Here is a 19,851-nt window from a genome sequence, read left to right on the forward strand (position 1 = left end):
ACCGGTACGGTAACGGGCCGCCAGGCCCCGCGTCACCGTTGTCCGGCCAGGAGATCCAGGATGTTCCCGCATCCCCGCACGGCGGCGCACGCCGGGATCGGGGCATGGAGACGGCAGGACGGGCGTTGGGCGGGCCGGCGACGCCCGCAAGCCCGCGGCGACGCCTCGACCGAGGCTCGCCCTCGCAGCCGCGTGACTGCCCACCGCACCCGAGTGCGCCGCCCGCCAGCCGGCCCAGCGCGACCGGAGCCGCTCGAAGGTCGGTCCCTTGTCGAGGGGTGCGGCCGATGGAGCCTCGGCGGAGCGCCGCGTGCCCGCCCGCGGTGGATCCGGCCGGCCCGGTCATCGGTCCGGCTCGGCCATCACCCCCGGCCGCCGCGGCCGGCTTCTCGTGCCGCCGGATCCGACAGGTCCGATTACCCCGAATGCCCGATAAGCGAATCAGTCCTATGGTGCTGTCATGGAGCACGCACTCAGTCCCGCGACCCTTGCCGAGCTGCGCCGTCCGCGCCCCTACCCGGCGGTCTCCGTACTGACGCCGACGCACCGGCGCGAGCCCTACAACGCCCAGGATCAGGTCCGGCTGCGCAATGTGGTGGTCGAGGCCAAGAAGAAGCTGGAGGCCGACCCGGCGGTCACCCGAGAACGGCGGGCCGCTGTCGTGCGGCAGCTCGACCGGGCACTCGCCGAGGTCGATCTGGCGCACGCCGAGGACGGCCTGGTGATCTTCGCCGCGCCGGGTGAGCACCAGGTGTGGTCGCTCGCCCGGGAGGTGCCCGAGCGGGTGGTGCTCTCGGACACCTTCCTGACCCGCAACCTCGTCTCCGCGCACGCCGCGGAGCGGCCGTTCTGGGTGCTGTCCGTCTCCGCGGACCGCGTCACGCTGTGGAGAGGCGCCGGCGACCGGATCGTGGAGGACCGCTCCGGCGGATTCCCGCTGGCCCGTGGCCGGGAGAACTTCGACGCCGAGCGCCAGGAACGCATCGGCGACCTGCCGAGCACCTTCCGCGACGAGGACACCCGGCACTTCCTGCGCGAGGCGGACACCGCGATGACCAAGGTCCTGCGCGAGCAGCCCCACCCGCTGTACATCACCGGCGAGGACGCGGCACTGTCCCTGCTGGAAGAGGCCGGCAGCGTGGCCAGGGGCGCCGTGCAGGTGCGACACGGCGGCCTCGCGCAGGCCGGCCCCGAAGCGGTGTGGCAGGCGGTGAAACCGGTGCTCGACGCGCAGGCCAGGAGGGACACCGCCGCCGTGGCCCGGGAACTGGACTCGGCGCGCGGCCACCGCACCTTCGCTGCCGGCGTCGACGAGGTCTGGCACAGCGCCCGGGAGGGCCGCGTCCGGCTGCTGGCGGTCGAGGAGAACTACCGCGTGACGGTCCGCGACGAGGGCGGCGACCACCTCGTTCCGGCCGTGGGCGGCGACCTCGAGGCCCGTGAGGACATCGTGGACGAGATCGTCGAGCAGTGCCTGGAGACCGGCGCCGACGTCCGCTTCGTCCCCGACGGCACCCTCGGCGACGAGGCCGGGATCGCGGGCGTACTGCGCTACTGAGCCATCCGGCCGGACGTGTGCCTACGCTACGCCGGGACCTTTGACGGCGAGGGAGTGCACACGTGGGTGACCTGCTGGGCGTGGCTGTGCTGGGTGCGGGACACATGGGGGCCGACCACATACGGCGCCTGGACCAAGTGGTGAGCGGGGCCAGGGTCGCCGCGGTGGCCGATCTCGACACCGCCCGGGCGAAGGAGGCCGCGGCCGGGATCGACGGGGTCTCGGTGCACGCGGAGACGGAGGCCGCCCTCGGCGCGCCCGGTGTGGACGCCGTACTGATCGCCTCGCCCGGCCCGGCGCACGAGGCGGCGCTGCTCGCGGCCTTCGCGCGCGGGCTGCCGGTGCTGTGCGAGAAGCCCATGGTGCCGGACTCCGCCGGGGCGCTGCGGGTGGTGGAGGCGGAGGCGCGGCTCGGCAGGCGGCTGGCGCAGGTCGGGTTCATGCGGCGCTACGACAGCGAGTACCGGCGTCTGAAGACCCTGCTGGACAGCGGGCGCCTGGGACGGCCGCTGATGCTGCACTGCACGCACCGCAACGTCTCCTCCCCGCCGGACTTCACCAGCGCCATGCTGGTCAACAGCTCGGTCTCGCACGAGATCGACGCGGCCCGCTGGCTGCTCGGGCAGGAGCTCACGGCCGTGACCGTGCTGCGCCCGGCGTCCTCGGCGGGCGCCCCCGAGGGGCTGCTCGACCCGCAGTTCGTGCTGTTCGAGACCGAGCGGGGTGCCCTCGTGGACGTGGAGGTCTTCGTCAACTGCGGCTTCGGCTACCAGGTCCGCTGCGAGGCCGTCTGCGAGTCGGGCAGCGCGCGGATCGGCGACGAGCACACGATGGTCGTCACCAGCGGGGGCGGCGCCCGCGAGGACGTCGCACAGGACTACCTCGTACGGTTCGCCGACGCCTACGACCGCGAGGTGCAGGCCTGGGTGGACGCCACCCGGCGCGGCGAGGTCACCGGGCCCGGCGTCTGGGACGGCTATGCCGCGTCCGTGGTCGCCGAGGCCGGGGTGCGGGCGCTGGAGAGCGGGAGCAGGGTCACCGTCGGCCTCGCCCCGCGCCCGGCCCCGTAGGCGACCGGCCGGGCCACGGGCGGTCACACGCCGCCGAAGAGGGCGCTGAGCCCGCGCTCGACCACCGCTTCGACGTCCTCCTGCCCGGCCGGGACCACGGCGTAGCTGCGCAGCAGGAACCGGCGCAGCGCGGGCGTGCCGAACTGCAACAGGGCGACGCCGTACGGCGAATGGAACTCCAGGACCGTACGCCCCCGCCCGCACGGCCATATCTGCACGTCCCCGCATCCGGCCGGCGACCCCAGCCCCTCGTCCAGCAGGGAGCGGGCGAAGGTCCACGTGGCGCCCTCCCCGTCGAGTGTCGCCTCGGGTGGGAAGTCGATGAACACGGCGAGCGGATCCTCGGCGGTGTACCGGAGGGTGGCGGTCACGGGGACCTCGTGGTCCCCGGCGGTGATCAGGCGGACGAGGGCGGGCTGTGTGAAGGAGAAGTCCATGCCTTTAGGACTTCGCCGGGGCCGTACGCATTACGGGAAACAGCGACCGATTCTGTGTGACCTGCGTCACTCCCCGAAGGAGGGCGGGAAGATTTCCGCCATGCCGCCACGGGGCCGCACGGACCGACGCGACCGGCGGCTCCGCCGCCCATCACCGTCCTTCCGGGTCACCCACGCTCCGGCGCGCCCCGCCGGCACCCGTCACGGTTGGCCGGGTCCGGTCCACAGCGACGGGGCACCATGGAACACAGGAGCGTCGAACACCCGCCTGGGCGCTACACGGAGAGCGCCTCAGGTCGATCAAGTCACGTACCCGGTCTACGACTTGACCCATCGGTCGCCTACGCCACAAAGGCCTGCCGACCACGCATTGGAGACTCTGGCATATGCCAGAAGCACCACCGTATCGTGTGTTGCCAAATCCCTTACAGGGCGTCGCTCCCTGTGCAACAGTCGTAACGGTCCTTCCGCCGGCCCTGGCCGTACCGTCCCCGCATCGGAGTGCGTCATGCCGTCCCATCTCTCCGCGGACCACCCCGCCGCCCAGCCACCGGGCCGAGGCTCGGTCGACGCGTTGATCTCGCAGGCCCGGCGGCTCAAGGGCGACGTGCACGCGGCACGACGGGAATCGCCGGGGGAAGATGCCGACCCGCAGGAACGATGGCAGCGCGCCCTGTACGACCTCGCGCTGCACCAACTGAGCGACCTCGACGAGCACTTGGCGCAGCTGCGGGACGGACCGGCCCCCGCGCCCCCCGTCCCGGACGTGGTCGCGCCCGCCGGGCACCCGGACGCCGGCGGCGCCCCGGGCGGCTCGCTGCTGAGCCGGGTCGGCAGCGCGGAGTGGAACCTGCTGACGGACGAGGCGAGTTGGTCCGGGGAGCTGTACGGGATCCTCGGCCTCGACCCGGCCGCACCCGCGCTCACCCTGGACGAACTGCCGTCGCTGATCCTCGACGAGGACCGCCCGAAGCTCACGGCGATGGTGACGGACTGCCTCGTCGACGCCAGACCGATCGACGGGGAGTTCCGTGTCGTACGGCCGGACGCGTCCGTCCGCACCGTGCACATGATGGGCGAACCCGTGCTCGACCCCGACGGCAGCACCGCCTCCATGTGGGCCGTGCTGCGGGACGTCAGTGAACTGCGCCGCCACCGGCGGACGGTGCGCGAGACCCGTGACTCACTGCACCGCCACCAGCAGCAGGCACAGACCGAGCACCGGCTCGCGGTCGAGCTCCAGGAAGCCGTGCTGCCGCCGTGGCGCGGCTCCCTGCGGCTCCCGCACCGGGGACCGCGGACGCTGGACCTGGCGGCCCACTACCTGCCGTCCGCGACGAGCTCGCTGATCGGCGGCGACTGGTACGACGCGCTCGAACTGCCGGACGGCGAAACGCTGCTCAGCGTCGGCGACCTCACCGGGCACGGCGTCGCCGTCACCTCGGGGATGGCGATGCTGCTGGGTGCCCTGCGGGGCATGGCGATGGCGGGCACCGAGCCCGGCCGGCTGATGGCGTGTCTCAACCAGTTACTGGACGCCACCGTGCAACCGGCCCTCGGCAGCGCCGTCTGCTGCCGCTACCGGCCCGCCACCCGCACCCTGATGTGGGCGCAGGCAGGCCACCCCGCCCCGCTGCTGTACCGCGACGGGACGGGGCGCACACTGCACGCACCCGACGGCGTCCTGCTCGGCGCCACCACCGGAGCCACCTACGGGCAGGCCGAAGTGACCCTCGAACCCGGCGACCTGCTCCTGCTGCACACCGACGGACTGGTGCCGGGGCACGGGGGAACGGCAGCCGTGGACCGCCTCCTCGACCTGGCTCCGGGCCTGGGCGCGGCGCGCACCGCGCGGGACTGCCTGCGCATGGTCGTGGAGGAATGCGGCGAGACCGAGCGTCAGGACAACGCCTGCGTGCTCATCGCCAAGGTGAGTGACTGAGAGAAAAACAGGCTAGGCCTGTGCGCTGTCGATGCCACTGCCCTTGGTCTTGGGCAGGGGCAGCGCGAGCCTGATCTCCTCCCGCAGCTCATGGATCTTCGGATAGCTCGCGTACTCGGCGGTGAGCCGGTACATCTGGCGCAGCCGGTCCCAGGTGCGGTGGGAGGAGTTCGAGCCCATCGACATCAGGGCCAGGCGCGCGTACCGGTCCGCCTGTTCGGGGTCGTCGGCGATGAAGCACGCCGAGGCCATGGACAGGAAGTCGAAGATCTTAGACCGCTGGCGCCCGTCGACCCTGAGGGCCAGGGCCTTCTCCGCGAAGTGCTGGGCGTGCGCGGCCGCGCTCGGGTCGTGCTCCGCCAGCGTGCGGTAGGCGAGGGCCTGCATGCCGTACAGATCCTCCTCCTTGAACATCTGCATCCAGCTCGGCGGCGGCACGTCGCCCTTGTCGGAGACGAAGAGGTCCTCCGCCTGGCCGAGGGTGCGGCGCATCGCCTGGCCCTTGCCCATGGAGGCCTGTGCCCAGGCCTCGATGGTGTAGAGCATCGCCTTGGTGCGGGGCAGCACCTCGTCGCCCGAGCCGGACCGGGCGAGCTTCATCAGGTCGAGTGCGTCGTCGGGCCGGCCGAGGTGCACCATCTGGCGAGCCGCCCGGGAGAGCGCCTCCCCGGCGCGCGGCCGGTCGCCGCCCTCACGCGCGGCATGAGCGGCGATGACGAAGTACTTCTGGGCTGTCGGTTCCAGGCCGACGTCGTGGGACATCCATCCCGCGAGGACGGCGAGGTTGGCGGCGACGCCCCACAGACGCCGCTGGAGGTGGTCCGGGTGGCGGTAGGCGAGCATGCCGCCCACCTCGTTGAGCTGGCCGACCACCGCCTTGCGCTGCAGCCCGCCACCGCGGGCCGCGTCCCAGGCTCGGAACACCTCCACCGAGCGCTCCAGTTCCTCGATCTCCTGCGACCCGATGGGAGCGGCCTCGTAACGGTCGTACCCGGCGGGGTCGGCATGCAGGGGGTCGTCGAGAACAGGGGCGTCGGCCTTCAGGGTCGGATCGGTGTGCAGCCAGTCGTGCATGGCGCTGCTGAGTGCGGATCCCGCGGCGAGCGCGGCGCCCGCGCCCACCAAGCCGCGTCGGTTGAGCATGAGGTCCATTCCCGTGAATTCGGTGAGGACCGCGGCGGTCCGTTCGGGCGCCCACGGCACTCCGTCGGGATGTTCCACACTCCCGCCGCCAGGCCGTTTCCCCGCACGCCCGTGCCGTACCAGACCGAGGTCCTCAATGGTCACGACACGGCCGAGACGCTCGGTGAACAGGGCCGCCAGCACCCGCGGCACCGGATCGCGCGGGATCTCTCCCGTGTCGATCCACCGCCGCACCCGGGAGGTGTCGGTCGACAGCTGGGGGTGGCCCATGGCCGCCGCCTGCTTGTTGACCAGCCTCGCGAGTTCGCCCTTGGACCAGCCGGCCAGGCCGAACAGGTCCGCGAGGCGGGCGTTGGGTTGTCCGCTCACGTCAAGCCCCCAGGTTCTCGGCTGAGTTGACAGTAGCCCTGCGGAGGTTGCCGGGCGACTATTCGCCACGGTTCGCCAGGGTGCGCCAGATGGTGTGCCACTGGGCGACGGGTGTCGAGTAGGAACGCGCCACCCCGACCCGGTTCGCCGGTTCATATGACGGGTGCATTCCCCAGGGTGCACCCGGGCTTCCGGGCCGCGACCGGGCCGGGATGAGCGCAAGGACTTACCAAGGCAGGCACCGCAGGCACACGAAGGGATCTGTTCCGCCCATGTACGCAGCATCGTCCTCCGTGTCCGCCCCGCCCCGGCCGCTGCGTGCCCGCCCGGCGGGCAGCGGCCCCTATCTGGACCCCGGGGCGCGTCCAGGGCCACCCGTGCTCGGCGCGGGCCGGCCGCGGCGCGCCGGGGGCCCGGGCACGCAACCGCTCAGCGGGAGACTCGACTTGTCCGGCCCGCAGGGCGCGCAGCTGCGCGCCGCGATCGCGTCGGTGCACCGGATCTGCCCGGAGTTCGCTCCGGTGCAGGTGCTGCGCCGCAGCGGGCGGTCCGTGCTCCTCGTCGGGACGACGGGGCGCAGCACGGCAGTGGCCAAGTGTCTTCTGGACCACTCCCCCGCCTGGGCGGAGCGGACCAGGCACGAAATAGCCGCATACCGCTCGTTCGTCCGGCACCGGCCACCGATCCGGGTGCCGAGACTGATCGCGGCGGATCCGGACAACTGCACCCTGGTCATCGAGCGGATGCCGGGCCGGGTGGCGGCACTCCAGCGGCATCCGGCGGAGGCCCCGCCCCGGGCGGACATCCGGGCGGCCCTGGCCGCGATCTGCCGGCTGAACACCTGGCGTCCCCCGACGGACACGTTCGACAAACCGTTGGACTACCCGGCCCGTATCGCCCGGGACCACGAGCTGGGGTTGCTCACCGACCGGGACCTGGGCGACCTGCAGAAGCTGCTGCACGACATCGCACACGCGGCGGGACGCCAGGGCATGTGGCAGTTCTGCCACGGTGACGCACTGCTGTCGAACATCCTCCTGTCACCAGCCGGTCCAGTGCTGGTGGACTGGGAGTACGCGGGCTGGTACCTGCCGGGGTACGACCTGGCGGTGCTGTGGTCGGTCCTCGGGGACGCGCCGGCGGCCCGGCGGCAGATCAGCCAGCTCGCCCAGGCGGCGGGCCCGGCCTCACGGGACGCCTTCCTGGTGAACCTGATGCTCGTGCTGACGCGGGAGATCCGTACGTACGAGACGGCCGTGCAGCGCTCGATGCACGACACGACCCCGGCGGCACCGGGCCTGGCCCACCCGGGCGCTGCGCCGTCCGGCGAGGAACAGCGGCTGCTGCTCAGGCGGCTGCACGACGACTGCCAGCTCGCCCGCAGGGCGGTACGAGCGGCGGTCGGCACTCGCTGACGGGGACACAAGGGTCCGCGGTGCGCCCAGAGCGGCGGCGCACCGCGGACCTTCGTGTGCCTCCGGCTTCCCAGCTCCTGGGGCCCGCAGTGGTGTACTCCACTGACGCCCCGCAGGCCCGCGCGCATGCGCCGCGAAACTCCCACACCCCCCGTGTGACATGGGAAATCTCCTTCCTCCAGGCATGATTGACGGATCGTCGGCCAGCGGGTACCACTGACCCACCGCCGGCGCCGCAGGGGCGCAAATGACCGACAGTCCCGCACGCCCCGTCAGCTCGCCCGTTCCTGGAGGCTGCATTGCGAGGATCCGCCACCGACCCGACGCCCGCACCCGGACGCAGACGCAGGCACGCGACAGGAGTCGCCGTCGCCTCCGCCGCTCTCCTGTTCCCGCTGCTGGGCGCGGCCCCTGCCCAGAGTGCCACCGACTCCTCCACCGGCCGGCTGCAGCATGCCTTCGCCTCCGCCGCCGCCGAGTACCACGTGCCGCAGAGCGTCCTGCTGGCCGTCTCCTATCTCCAGTCCCGCTGGGACACGCACGCCGGAGCGCCGAGCGTCACCGGCGGCTACGGCCCGATGCACCTCACCGACGCGCGCACCGCGCTGGCCGCGCTGCCGCACCACAGCGAGGGCGCCGAGGACGCCCGCGGCGACACCGCCCGCGCGGCCCTGCACCCGACCGCGCGGATCCCGGCGGACTCCGCGCTGCCCGCCCGTCTGAAGACGCTGCCGAAGGCGGCCGAGCTGACCGGGATCCCCGCCGCTCGGCTGCGCACCGACCCGGAGGCCAACGTGGCCGGCGGCGCCGCCCTGCTGGCCGCCGCCCAGCAGGACCTGGGCGAGCCGCTGAGCGCGGATCCGGCCGAGTGGTACGGCGCGGTGGCCCGCTTCTCCGGCGCGGACGACACGGCGACGGCGGCGGCGTACGCGAACGACGTGTACGACGTGCTGCGCACCGGCGAGGAGCGCACCACGGACGCCGGGCAGCGTCTCGCCCTGGCCGCCCAGCCGCGGATCGGCGCGGACACCGCCCAGCTGCGGCGGACCGGGCTGCGCACGGTCTCCGACGACGGCACGGAGTGCCCGAAGAAGGTGTCCTGCGAGTGGATCCCGGCGCCGTACGCCGAATTCGGGGACAACGACTACGGCAACCACGACCTGGGCGACCGCCCGGCGTCGCAGAGCATCAAGTACATCGTCATCCATGACACCGAGGGCGCCTGGGACGGCGTCATCAACCTGGTCCAGGACCCCACCTACGTGTCCTGGAACTACACGATCCGCTCCACCGACGGACTGATCGCCCAGCATGTGAAGGCGAAGGACGTGGCCTGGCACGCGGGCAACTGGTACGTCAACGCCAAGTCGGTGGGCATCGAGCACGAGGGTTTCCTCGCCGCGCCGGACGCCTGGTACACGGAGGCGATGTACCGCTCCTCGGCCCGGCTGGTGAAGTACCTGGCGAAGCGGTACGGCATTCCCCTGGACCGGCAGCACATCCTCGGCCACGACAACGTTCCGGGCCCGACCACGTCGTACATCCCCGGCATGCACACCGACCCGGGCCCGTACTGGGACTGGCGGCACTACTTCGAGCTGCTGGGCCGCCCCTTCCACCGCACCGCGGGCAAGAAGGGCGGGCTGGTGACGATCCGGCCTGACTACGAGGCGAACCAGCCGGTGTACACGGGCTGCGTGACCAAGGGCGAGCCGTGCGCGGCGCACGGTTCGAGCGAGGTGCGGCTGTACTCCGACCACGACGAGAACTCGGCCCTGATCAAGGACGTCGGTCTCGGTACGGACCCGACCATCGGGGTGAACGACCTGTCCTCGCGGGTGTCCACCGGGCAGCAGTTCGCGGTGGCCGACCGCTGGGGCGACTGGACGGCGATCTGGTACCTGGGCCAGAAGGCCTGGTTCCGCGACCCGAGGCAGGACCCGACGGCGGTGAACGCCTCCGGCCTGGTCGTCACGCCGAAGGACGGTGCGAGCGGCGTACCGGTGTACGGCCGCGCCTACCCGGAGAAGGAGGCCTACCCGGCGGGCGTGCCGGTGCAGTCGGTGTCACCGCTGCCGTACACGCTGCCCGCGGGCCAGCGGTATGTGGTCGGTGACGCGGTGCCGGGCGAGTACTTCTACTCGGTCACCTTCACCACCGACTCGCACCGGGTGGTGGCCGGCGAGGACCTGTACTACGAGATCCAGTTCGGCCACCGGGTGGCGTTCGTGCGCGCCGCCGACGTCACGCTGGAGCCGTCCGCCGGATAGCCGGTTCAGCCCTGCTGGAAAAGCTCCGCCGGGAGCGGCTTCAGCAGGGCGTACAGGTCGTCCGTGATGGGCCGGTCCCAGGCGGCGATGGTGACCAGGACGCCGTCGCTGCGGTCGAACTGCACGCAGGAGATCCGGCTCTCGGAGAGCTTCAGCCTCCGCACGATCAGGAGGTTGTCGCCCTGGAGCACCGGCATGTCCTCCGTGTCGGTGACCGTCACCTCCTCGTCGTTCTCCAGCGCCAGCAGCAGCTGGGCCACCTCGAAGGGGATCTCGGTCTCGGCGACCTCGCGGGCCGGGGAGCCCTCCGGCAGGTTGCCGATGATCATGGCGGGGCCTCGGCCGCCGAACAGGTCGTAGCGCAGGAAGACGCCCTGGCAGCTGCCATCGGGAGCGGGCAGCAGTCCGGCGCCCAGATTGCCGGGCCAGTCACCCGGGTCCATGGCCAGTACGTCGAAGTCGGGCCCGGCGGGAGTGGCACTGCGGCGGCGGAGGAACGACATGCGGCCATGGTACGTGCCCGGACGCGTTCGGCGCCGTGTGGGCGGTGTCTCTTCCTCCCCCGGCGGGCCGACGGTGACCGCGCCGGCCACCGTCGGTCCTCGTCACTCGTCGCACCCCGGGTCGGACCCGGCGCGTGGCCGGGATCGTGGCCGAGGTGTGGCCTAGGTGAGGTCGAACTCGCCCTCCCTCGCACCCGACACGAAGGCGCCCCACTCAGCGGGGGTGAAGATCAGGGAGGGGCTCTGTGGGCGGCCGCTGTTGCGCATCGCGATGAATCCCTCGACGAAGGCGATCTGGACATCTCCCGCGCCTCGGCTGCTGGACTGCCATTCGGCGTTGCTGAGGTCCAGCTCCGGCTTGTCCCAGCCCATGAGCGGCTTCTGCTGGGTGGTGCTCTCGGCCACGTCCGTGCTCCTCCCGGTTCGTCGTCCGCGGCCAGCCTAGCGATCGGTTCCGACCGCCGACAGGCCACGTGACCGGGACTTTCAGGAGTCGGGCGGTTCGGAGCCGACGAGCCACATGGAGAAGAACTGCGATCCGCCGCCGTAGGCGTGCCCGAGCACCTTCCGGGCCCGCTCCACCTGGTGTTCTCCGGCCTGTCCGCGTACCTGGAGGGCGGCCTCCGCGAAACGGATCATGCCGGAGGCGCCGATGGGATTGGTGGACAGCACACCGCCCGACATGTTGACGGGCAGGTCCCCGTCGAGTTCGGTCACCCCGGACTCGGTCAGCTTCCAGCCCTCGCCCTCGTCGGCGAAGCCCAGGTTCTCCAGCCACATGGGCTCGTACCAGGAGAACGGCACGTACATCTCGACGGCGTCGATGTCCCGGCGCGGGTCGGCGATGCCGGCCTGCCGGTAGACGTCGGCCGCGCAGTCCTTTCCGGCCTGCGGGGAGACGAAGTCCTTCCCGGCGAACAGCGTGGGCTCGCTGCGCATGGCCCCGCCGAGCATCCAGGCGGGCGGCCGGGGCGCGCGGGCCGCGCCGGCCCGGTCGGTGAGGACCATCGCGCAGGCGCCGTCGGAGGACGGGCATGTCTCGGAGTAGCGGATCGGGTCCCACAGCATCGGGGAGGCCTGGACCTTCGCCAGGGTGATGTCGTGTTCGTGGAGGTGGGCGTAGGGGTTCTTCAGCGCGTTGCGCCGGTCCTTGTAGGCGACCAGGGAGCCGACCGTGTCGGGGGCTCCGCTGCGCCGCATGTAGGCGCGTACGTGCGGGGCGAAGAAGCCGCCCGCGCCGGCCAGCAGCGGCTGCTGGAAGGGGATGGGCAGGGACAGTCCCCACATGGCGTTCGACTCGGACTGCTTCTCGAAGGCGAGGGTGAGCACGGTGCCGTGGACCCGGGCGGCGACGAGGTTCGCGGCGACGAGGGCGGTCGAGCCGCCGACGGAGCCGGCCGTGTGCACCCGCAGCATCGGCTTGCCGACCGCGCCGAGCGCGTCGGCGAGGTAGAGCTCGGGCATCATGACGCCCTCGAAGAAGTCGGGCGCCTTGCCGATGACGACGGCGTCGATGCCGGCCCAGGTCAACTCGGCGTCGTCCAGCGCCCTTTGCGCCGCCTCCCGGACGAGTCCGGCGATCGACACGTCCCGGCGGGCCGCCACGTGCTTGGTCTGGCCGATCCCGGTGACGGCCACGGGCTCCTTGCTCATCGGGGATCCCCCTCCAGTACGGCGACCAGGTTCTGTTGCAGGCACGGGCCGGACGTGGCGTGCGCGAGCGCCCGGTCACTCGCGCCGCGGTGGATGCGGGCGGCGGCCTCGCCGACGCGGATGAGCCCGGCGGCCATGATCGGGTGGGCGGCGAGGGCTCCTCCGGAGGGGTTGACGCACACGCTGTCGTCCAGCCGCAGCGCCTTGCGCAGCACCACCTCCTGCGAGCTGAACGGCGCGTGCAACTCCGCGGTGTCGACGGGCCGTTCGAACGCGCCCGCCTTCTCGGCGGCCAGCCGGGCGGACGGCGAGTCGGTCAGGTCGCGGACGCCGAGGCCGTGTGCCTCGATGCGGTGGTCGATGCCCCGGATCCAGGCGGGCCGCGCGCACAGCTCACGGGCCCGGTCCCCGGCCGCCAGGATCACCGCGGCCGCGCCGTCGCCGATGGGCGGGCAGTCACCGGTGCGCAGCGGCCGTACGAGGTACTCGCCCTGCGGCACCGGGCCCCGCAGCTGGGCGTGGGCGTTGCCGCCGGCGTCGGCCCGGTTGCGCGCCCCGATCGCGGCGAGCGCGGGTTCGTCGGTCTCCCCCGCGTCGATGAGCGCCTGTGCCTGGAGCGCGGCCAGGGCGACGGAGTCGGGCCACAGCGGGGCGACGTAGTACGGGTCGAGCTGCCGGGTGAGGACGTCGCGCACCGAGCCGGGCGAGGACTTGCCGTACGAGTAGACGAGCGCGGTGTCGGCGTCCCCGGTGAGCAGCTTGGTCCAGGCCTCGTACAGCGCCCACGCGCCGTCCATCTCGACGTGCGACTCGGAGATCGGCGGCCAGGCGCCCACGCCGTCGAGGGCGAGGGTGAAGGAGAAGGCGCGGCCGGCGAGGTAGTCGCTGGAGCCGGAGCAGGTGAAGCCGATGTCGGCGGTCTTCAGGCCGGTCTGGTCGAGCACGTCGTGCAGCACCGGCATGAGCATCTCCACCTCGGAGAGCTCGTCGCTGGTGCGCCGGTGGTCGGTCTGCGCGAAGGCGACGACCGCGATGTCCCGCGTCATACCAGCTCCTTGTACGTCTCGTAGTCCGCGTCGGGTTCGCCGGTGGGCCGGTAGTGGTCGGGGTAGCGGGCGCCCTCGGTCCATACCGGCTCCACGCGCAGCCCCATCCGCACCTGGTCGTAGGGGATGCCGCCGATACGGGCGTGCAGGGCGAGGTCGGCGCCGTCGAGGGCGATGTGGGCGTAGACGTACGGCACTTCGATGTCGAGGTTCTTCGCCTTGATGTTGACGATGCAGAAGGTGGTGACCGTGCCGCGCGGACCGACCTCGACCTGTTCGGCCGTGGCGACCCCGCAGGTGGGGCAGGCGCCCCTCGGCGGGACGTACACCTTGCGGCAGGAGGGGCAGCGCTCGCCGAAGGTCCGCTGCCCGGACAACGCGTGGATGTAGGCGGACTGGGCGCGGCCGGGCGAGTAGGTGTAGTCGAGGCGGGCGGCGGCGACGATGCCGGTGACCGGCTCCTCGAACTCGCCCGCGTGGACGGTGATTTCGGTGTCGTCACCGTCGTACGGCTCGAAGCAGGCGATGTCGGTGATGGCGCCGGTGCGTTCCTCGGCCCAGCGGATCCGGACCCGCATGCCCGTGTGCACGGCGTCGGGGCCGGGGGCGTCGAGGGCGTGCAGCAGGGCGGTGTCGGCGCCGTCGAGCCGGACCAGGGCCCAGGCGAAGGGGGTGTCGAGGGGCTGGCCGCGGCGGGGTTCGTGGTTCCAGGCCCAGGTGGTGACCGTGCCGGTGGAGGCCACGTGGACGAGGTCGCGGATCTCCTCGGCGGTCACGGGGTCGTATTCGACGGGCGGGACGAGGGTGCGGCCGTCGCTGGTCTTCACCCCGAGGACGATCCGTTCGCGCAGTCCGGTCAGGAAGGCGCTCTGGACCGGGCCGAGGGAGCGGGTGAAGGGGAACTCGACGACGAGGGGGGCTTTGAGGACTTCGGGCATGCCTGAGGGCTCCTTCGGTGGGTCAGGCGCGCTTGTAGACGGGGGGCCGTTTCTCCGCGAAGGCGCGGGCGCCCTCCTTGGCGTCGGCGGTGTCGAAGACGGGCCAGCCGCGCTTGAGCTCGGCGGCCAGGCCGTCGGTCTCGGTCATCTCGGCGGTCTCGTACACCGACGCCTTGACGGCCTCGACGGCGAGCGGGCCGCAGGCGTTGATCCGTTCGGCGATCTCCAGGGCCTTGGCGAGTGCGGTGCCGTCGGGGACGACGTGGCCGACGAGCCCGATGTCCGCGGCCTCGCGGGCGGTGTACGGCCGTCCGGTGAGCAGCATCTCCAGGGCGTGGGTGCGCGGGATCTGGCGTTGCAGCCGGACGGTGGAGCCGCCGATCGGGAACAGCCCGCGCCTGACCTCGAACAGGCCGAAGGTCGCGGACTCGCCCGCGACCCTGATGTCGGTGCCCTGCAGGATCTCGGTACCGCCCGCGACACAGTGGCCCTCGACGGCGGCGATCACCGGCTTGCGCGGGCGGTGGTGCCGCAGCATCGCCTTCCAGTGCAGGTCGGGATCGGCCTTGAGCCGGTCCCGGTGGTGCTGGCCCTCCATGCCCTTGCCGGCCAGCGCCTTGAGGTCCATCCCGGCGCAGAAGGCGCCGCCGGCTCCGGTGAGCACGACGGAGCGGACCGCGTCGTCCTCGTCGGCCTCGAGCCAGCCGTCGTACAGGCCGACGAGCATCGGCAACGAAAGCGCGTTCCTGGCCTCGGGCCGGTTGAGCGTGAGCACCAGTGTGCCGCCTTCGCGCCGCACGGTGAGGTGTTCGGTTCCACCCATCGCCCATCTCCCCTCTGCAGAGCGGCAGAACGAGAACAGGTTGCAGTAGTGGAGTGGGCACTTCAAGGGTTTTCTGACAGGTAGTCAGATTCTTGTGCCGGAACCCTTCACAGTTGCGGTGCCCTTTGCTCTGATGACCGGCGAACCGACAGCTGCCAGGTACGACTGCCCGGGGTCAGGAGGAGCGGTGGAGTACAACCTTGCCGACCTGTTCGAGTCGGTCGTCGACGTGGTCGCGGACCGCGAGGCGCTCGTCTACGTGGACCACCCCGGCACGGGTGCCGAGCACCGGCTGACGTACGCGCAACTGGACGCCGCCGCCAACCGCATCGCCCACCATCTGATCGACAGCGGGATACGGCCCGGTGAGCATCTGGGTCTGCATCTGTACAACGGCGTCGAGTACCTGCAGACGGTGCTGGGCTGCCTCAAGGCCAGGATCGTGCCGGTCAACGTCAACTACCGCTATGTCGAGGAGGAACTGGTCTACCTCTACCGGGACGCCGACCTGGTCGCGCTGGTCTTCGACGCGGAGTTCGGCGACCGGGTGGCGGCGGCGCGGCCGCGTGCGCCCAGGCTGCGGCATCTGCTGAGCGTGGGAGGGCAGACCAAGGTGCCCGGCGCTGTCCCGTTCGCCGAGGCCGAGGCCGCCGGTTCGCCCGAGCGGGGCTTCCCGGCCCGGTCGGGCGACGACCAGTTCATCATCTACACCGGCGGGACGACCGGTATGCCCAAGGGCGTGATGTGGCGCCAGGAGGACCTCTTCTTCGCCGGTCTGGGCGGTGGGGCGCCGACCGGCGATCCGGTGAAGAAGCCGGAGGAACTGGCCGAGCGGGTCGCCGCGGGCGGCTCGGGGATCACCTTCTTCCCCACTCCCCCGCTGATGCACGGCACCTCCACCCTCACCGCGTTCGTCGGCTTCAACTTCGGGCAACGGGTGGTCATCCACCGCAGGTTCGTCCCCGAGGAGGTGCTGCGGACGGTCGAGAAGGAGCGGGTCACCAGCATGTCCCTGGTCGGCGACGCGATGCTGCGCCCGCTGATCGACGGGCTGAACGGGCCCATGAAGGGCACCGACTGCTCCTCCGTGTTCAGCGTCTCGTCCTCGGGCGCGATCATGTCGGAGACGGTGCGCCGGCAGTTCCGGGAACTCGTCCCGAACGCCAGGCTGCTGGACAACTTCGGCTCCTCCGAATCCGGGTTCAACGGAACGGCGACGGAGGACTCCGGTCTCGAGCGCGGCTTCCGCATCCGCGTCAACTCCCGCACCTGGGTGGTGGATCCGGCCACCCACGAGCCGGTCGCGCCCGGCGAGATCGGCCGCGTCGCGCAGTGCGGGCACGTACCGCTCGGCTACTACAACGACCCGGGGAAAACCGCCGAGACCTTCTTCGAGAAGGACGGCCGGCGCTGGGTGCTGCTCGGCGACATGGCGACCGTCGACGAGGAGGGCGTCGTCACCGTACTCGGGCGCGGCTCCCAGTGCATCAACACCGGCGGCGAGAAGGTCTATCCGGAGGAGGTCGAGCAGGCGCTCAAGTCGCACCCGGACGTGTACGACGCCCTGGTGGCCGGGGTGCCGGACGCCACCTGGGGCAACCACGTCGCGGCGGTGGTGCAGTTGCGCGAGGGCGCTGCCCGGCCGTCCCTGGCCGACATCCAGGTGCACTGCCGTACCCAGCTGGCCGGGTACAAGGTCCCGCGCCAGCTGGTGATCGCGGAGTCCATCCAGCGGTCGCCGAGCGGGAAGGCCGACTACCGGTGGGCGCGGGAGGTGGCGGTGGCGGCGGACCGGTAACCGCGGGCGGGTGCCATCCGGGTGATCGTGGCGGCGTACCCTGTGCGCGGCCGGCCTCCGCCTTTGAACCAAAGGTGGCTGCCGGTCGTACGGGGGATGACGGAACAGCCTCCGTCGAACCAGCACCGCGTTACGCACGGAAGGACCCTCGGGTGTCGCACCTCACGCCCCCTCGCCAACTGCCGGACGACGACGCGGGTCCGGACCCCGACGCGACGGCGACGGACGGGACCCGGGGGAACTCCGGGACAGCCGAACAGACCGGGGCGGACGCGAGCCCCGGCACGGAGGAGCAGGAAGAGGCGGCGGCCGGCGACGAAGCGCGCGGCGAGACCGCCGTCGAGCCCGCTGCCGGCACCGCCTCCGCCGTCCGCCCCGGCTGGTTCGGCTGGCGCCGTCGTTACCCCCGGGCCGCACGGGTCGTACGGGTGGGCACGACCGTCCTGGCCGGTGCGCTGGTGCTCACCGTGTTCCTCGTGCCCAACCGCCTCGACTGGATGTCCGTCCAGAGGTTCCTCCGTATCCCGGTCGAGGCGGTCTTCCTCGCGGCCGTTCTGCTCGTACTGCCGGCCAGGGCGCGGCGGATCACGGCCGGAGCTCTGGGGGTCCTCATCGGGCTGTCCGGCATCCTGAAGTGCCTCGACATGGGCTTCCGGCAGACCCTGGCCCGGCCGTTCGACCTGGTCTTCGACTGGGTGCTGCTGAGCGACGGGGCGGACTGGGTGAAGGACTCGTTCGGGCGCTCGGGCGAGATACTCGCGGTGGTCGGGGTGATCGTGCTGGTCATCGCCGTGCTCGCGCTGAGCGTGCTCGCGACGATGCGGCTGGCGGGCGCGCTGGCCCGGCATCGCACCGTGGCCGTGCGCGGCACGCTGGTCCTGGGTGTCGTGTGGGTCGTCTGCTTCACCATGGGCCTGCAGTTCGGCGGTGTCCCCTTCGCCACCAAGGGCTACGCCCAGTTCCTCTTCAACCGGGTGCAGTACGTTCGCGACGGCCTCGGCGACGCCGATGTCTACAAGAAGCAGATGGCCGTCGACGCCTTCGCCCACACCCCGTCCGACCAGTTGCTGACCGGGCTGCGCGGCAAGGACGTCATGCTCACCTTCATCGAGAGCTACGGCCGGGTGGCCATCGACGATCCGACGATGGGACCGGAGGTCGACGCGACGCTCAAGGCGGGCGACGCCCGGCTCAAGGCGGCCGGATTCTCGGCGCGCAGCGGCTGGCTCAGGTCGCCCGTGTCGGGGGCCGGCAGCTGGCTCGCCCATTCGACGTTCCTGTCCGGCACGTGGGTCAAGAACCAGCAGCGGTACCGGTCCCTGACCACCAGCGACCGCGCGACCCTGACCAGCTACTTCCAGAAGACAGGCGCCTGGCGCACGGTCGGCGTCGTCCCGGGCGTCCGCAAGCCCTGGCCCGAGGGCAAGTACTTCGGCCTCGACCACATATACGACTCGACGCACCTCGGCTACCAGGGCCCGTACTTCAGCTGGACGCCGGTGCCGGACCAGTTCAGCCTGGAGGCCTTCCAGAAGCTGGAGCACGGCAAGAAGAACCGCGACCCGATCATGGCGGAGATCATCCTCGCCTCCAGCCACAACCCCTGGTCCCCCATCGCCCACATGATCGACTGGAAGGACCTCGGGGACGGTTCGGTCTTCTACAAGATCAAGAAGGAGGGCACGAACCCCACGGAGGTCTGGAAGAGCGCGAAGCGGGTGCGGACCGAGTACCGCAAGGCCATCCAGTACTCCCTGGACAGCCTGACCCAGTGGGTCCAGCGCTACGGCGACGACAACACCGTCCTCGTCTTCCTCGGCGACCACCAGCCCGTCCCGACGGTCACGGGGGGCAGCGCCAACCGGGACGTACCCGTCACCATCGTCGCCCGCGACCCGAAGGTGCTTGACCGCGTCTCCGACTGGGGCTGGACGGACGGCCTCAAGCCCGCCGCCGACGCGCCGGAATGGCCGATGAACAAGTTCCGCGACCGTTTCATGACGGCGTACGGCCCGAACGGGGGCTGAGCGGGGTCTCGCCGGCGCCTAGGAAGCCGGCGACCCGGCGCACGAACCACTCCGGGTCGTCCAGCCAGGGGTAGTGCCCGGCGCCGGGCTGCACCACGGACTCGGCGTCGGGGAAGGCCTCGGCGGTACGCCGGGCCAGGGCGGGGCACGGGCCGCCGTCCAGTGCGCCGGCGAGGACGAGGACCGGGGCGGTCAGGGCGGTGAGCGCGGCGCGGGTCACGTCCGGGTCGAAGGCTCCGTCGGCGAAGTAGACCTCGCCCGCCGCCTCGTTGGTCTGCTCCTCGGTGGCCGCGTCGTGGTCACGGGCGGCTTCGTCCCACCGCCCGTAGAAGAGAGGCACGCATGCGGGGTCGAACGCGCCCCTCCCCGTCAGCCAGTTCTCCAGCGCCGGGAACGCCTTCTCGAACCACGGCTCGTCCGTGCGGGACCGGGCCGCGGCCAGACGCTCCTCGGCGGTGGCCCGCATGCCGAGGGCCGACGGGTTGGGGGTGATCAGCGCGAGCCGCCGCACGCGTGCCGGATACCGCGCCGCGTACAGCATCGCCAGGCTGCCGGCGGCCGAGTGCGCGAGCAGATCCATGCCTTCCAGCCCCAGGTGGGCGCGCAACGCCTCCACATCGTCGACCATGCGGTCGCACCGGTAGGTCGCCTGATCCGCCGGCACCGCGGAGTCCCCGGTGCCCCGCAGATCCAGCAGGACCAGCCGCCGATGGGCGGTCAGTCCTCCGAGGTCGCCGAGGTAGACGGAGGCCCGCATGGGCCCGCCCGGCAGGACGACGAGGGGCTCGCCCTCACCACGGACGTGATAGGCGAGCTCGGTCCCGTCGGGCGCGGTGAAGGTCGGCATGGAGCCGATCAT

General features: G+C 71.9%; 16 protein-coding genes. 7 read left to right on the top strand and 9 right to left on the bottom strand.

Annotated features, from left to right (window positions below):
- Nucleotides 1–460: 460 nt before the first annotated feature.
- Nucleotides 461–1,558, top strand: a complete 1,098-nt coding sequence (locus ACH45E_RS01075) for a chemotaxis protein (RefSeq protein ID WP_361436559.1) — start codon at nucleotides 461–463, stop codon at nucleotides 1,556–1,558.
- 62 nt (nucleotides 1,559–1,620) lie between these two features.
- On the top strand, nucleotides 1,621–2,628 hold the full coding sequence (locus ACH45E_RS01080; protein WP_361436556.1) for a Gfo/Idh/MocA family oxidoreductase: 1,008 nt from the start codon (nucleotides 1,621–1,623) through the stop codon (nucleotides 2,626–2,628).
- A 23-nt stretch (nucleotides 2,629–2,651) separates the two neighbouring features.
- On the opposite strand, the gene ACH45E_RS01085 is transcribed toward ACH45E_RS01080, so the two are convergent.
- A complete protein-coding gene (locus ACH45E_RS01085; RefSeq protein WP_361436553.1) occupies nucleotides 2,652–3,065 on the bottom strand; it encodes an SsgA family sporulation/cell division regulator in 414 nt (137 codons plus the stop codon).
- 508 nt (nucleotides 3,066–3,573) lie between these two features.
- Between ACH45E_RS01085 and ACH45E_RS01090 the strand changes: the two genes are divergently transcribed.
- Complete coding sequence (locus ACH45E_RS01090; protein ID WP_361436550.1) at nucleotides 3,574–5,007, top strand: SpoIIE family protein phosphatase; 1,434 nt, start codon at nucleotides 3,574–3,576, stop codon at nucleotides 5,005–5,007.
- A gap of 12 nt (nucleotides 5,008–5,019) precedes the next feature.
- Here ACH45E_RS01090 and ACH45E_RS01095 read toward each other — a convergent pair whose 3' ends face one another.
- Nucleotides 5,020–6,519: a hypothetical protein gene (locus ACH45E_RS01095; RefSeq protein ID WP_361436547.1), complete on the bottom strand. Its 1,500-nt coding sequence runs from the start codon at nucleotides 6,517–6,519 to the stop codon at nucleotides 5,020–5,022.
- 272 nt (nucleotides 6,520–6,791) lie between these two features.
- Here ACH45E_RS01095 and ACH45E_RS01100 point away from each other — a divergent pair, with 272 nt between their 5' ends.
- Both ACH45E_RS01100 and ACH45E_RS01105 read left to right on the top strand, forming a co-directional pair.
- On the top strand, nucleotides 6,792–7,934 hold the full coding sequence (locus ACH45E_RS01100; protein WP_361436544.1) for an aminoglycoside phosphotransferase family protein: 1,143 nt from the start codon (nucleotides 6,792–6,794) through the stop codon (nucleotides 7,932–7,934).
- Between the two features lie 299 nt (nucleotides 7,935–8,233).
- Nucleotides 8,234–10,204 carry a peptidoglycan recognition family protein gene (locus ACH45E_RS01105; RefSeq protein WP_361436541.1) on the top strand — a complete coding sequence of 657 codons (1,971 nt, stop codon included), beginning with the start codon at nucleotides 8,234–8,236 and terminating at the stop codon, nucleotides 10,202–10,204.
- Between the two features lie 5 nt (nucleotides 10,205–10,209).
- Here ACH45E_RS01105 and ACH45E_RS01110 read toward each other — a convergent pair whose 3' ends face one another.
- The 6 genes from ACH45E_RS01110 to ACH45E_RS01135 form a co-directional block, all read right to left on the bottom strand.
- Complete coding sequence (locus ACH45E_RS01110) at nucleotides 10,210–10,707, bottom strand: hypothetical protein (RefSeq protein ID WP_132855511.1); 498 nt, start codon at nucleotides 10,705–10,707, stop codon at nucleotides 10,210–10,212.
- Between the two features lie 162 nt (nucleotides 10,708–10,869).
- The gene (locus tag ACH45E_RS01115) at nucleotides 10,870–11,112 is read right to left on the bottom strand and encodes a DUF397 domain-containing protein (protein ID WP_132855509.1); all 243 of its coding nucleotides are present in this window, start codon (nucleotides 11,110–11,112) and stop codon (nucleotides 10,870–10,872) included.
- A gap of 81 nt (nucleotides 11,113–11,193) precedes the next feature.
- Nucleotides 11,194–12,360 (bottom strand): thiolase domain-containing protein, encoded by a 1,167-nt coding sequence (locus ACH45E_RS01120; RefSeq protein ID WP_361436537.1) that lies wholly within the window; start codon nucleotides 12,358–12,360, stop codon nucleotides 11,194–11,196.
- Nucleotides 12,357–13,406, bottom strand: coding sequence for a thiolase domain-containing protein (locus tag ACH45E_RS01125; RefSeq protein ID WP_361436534.1), 1,050 nt, complete (start codon nucleotides 13,404–13,406; stop codon nucleotides 12,357–12,359). The genes ACH45E_RS01120 and ACH45E_RS01125 overlap by 4 nt, the downstream gene beginning before the upstream one ends.
- Complete coding sequence (locus ACH45E_RS01130) at nucleotides 13,403–14,344, bottom strand: OB-fold domain-containing protein (protein ID WP_361436531.1); 942 nt, start codon at nucleotides 14,342–14,344, stop codon at nucleotides 13,403–13,405. Before ACH45E_RS01130 ends, ACH45E_RS01125 begins: the two co-directional genes overlap by 4 nt.
- A gap of 22 nt (nucleotides 14,345–14,366) precedes the next feature.
- Entirely contained in the window at nucleotides 14,367–15,167 is an 801-nt protein-coding gene (locus ACH45E_RS01135) for a crotonase/enoyl-CoA hydratase family protein (protein WP_361436528.1), read from the bottom strand.
- 187 nt (nucleotides 15,168–15,354) lie between these two features.
- Between ACH45E_RS01135 and ACH45E_RS01140 the strand changes: the two genes are divergently transcribed.
- Nucleotides 15,355–16,965: an acyl-CoA synthetase gene (locus ACH45E_RS01140; RefSeq protein WP_361436525.1), complete on the top strand. Its 1,611-nt coding sequence runs from the start codon at nucleotides 15,355–15,357 to the stop codon at nucleotides 16,963–16,965.
- Nucleotides 16,966–17,117: 152 nt separating this feature from the next.
- Nucleotides 17,118–18,992, top strand: coding sequence for a sulfatase (locus tag ACH45E_RS01145; RefSeq protein ID WP_361436522.1), 1,875 nt, complete (start codon nucleotides 17,118–17,120; stop codon nucleotides 18,990–18,992).
- On the opposite strand, the gene ACH45E_RS01150 is transcribed toward ACH45E_RS01145, so the two are convergent.
- Entirely contained in the window at nucleotides 18,961–19,839 is an 879-nt protein-coding gene (locus tag ACH45E_RS01150; protein WP_361436519.1) for an alpha/beta hydrolase, read from the bottom strand. The two genes, ACH45E_RS01145 and ACH45E_RS01150, sit on opposite strands and share 32 nt — an antisense overlap.
- Nucleotides 19,840–19,851 lie beyond the last annotated feature (12 nt).

Source organism: Streptomyces sp. NPDC020299 (assembly GCF_044387825.1).
Taxonomy (GTDB): Bacteria; Actinomycetota; Actinomycetes; order Streptomycetales; family Streptomycetaceae; genus Streptomyces.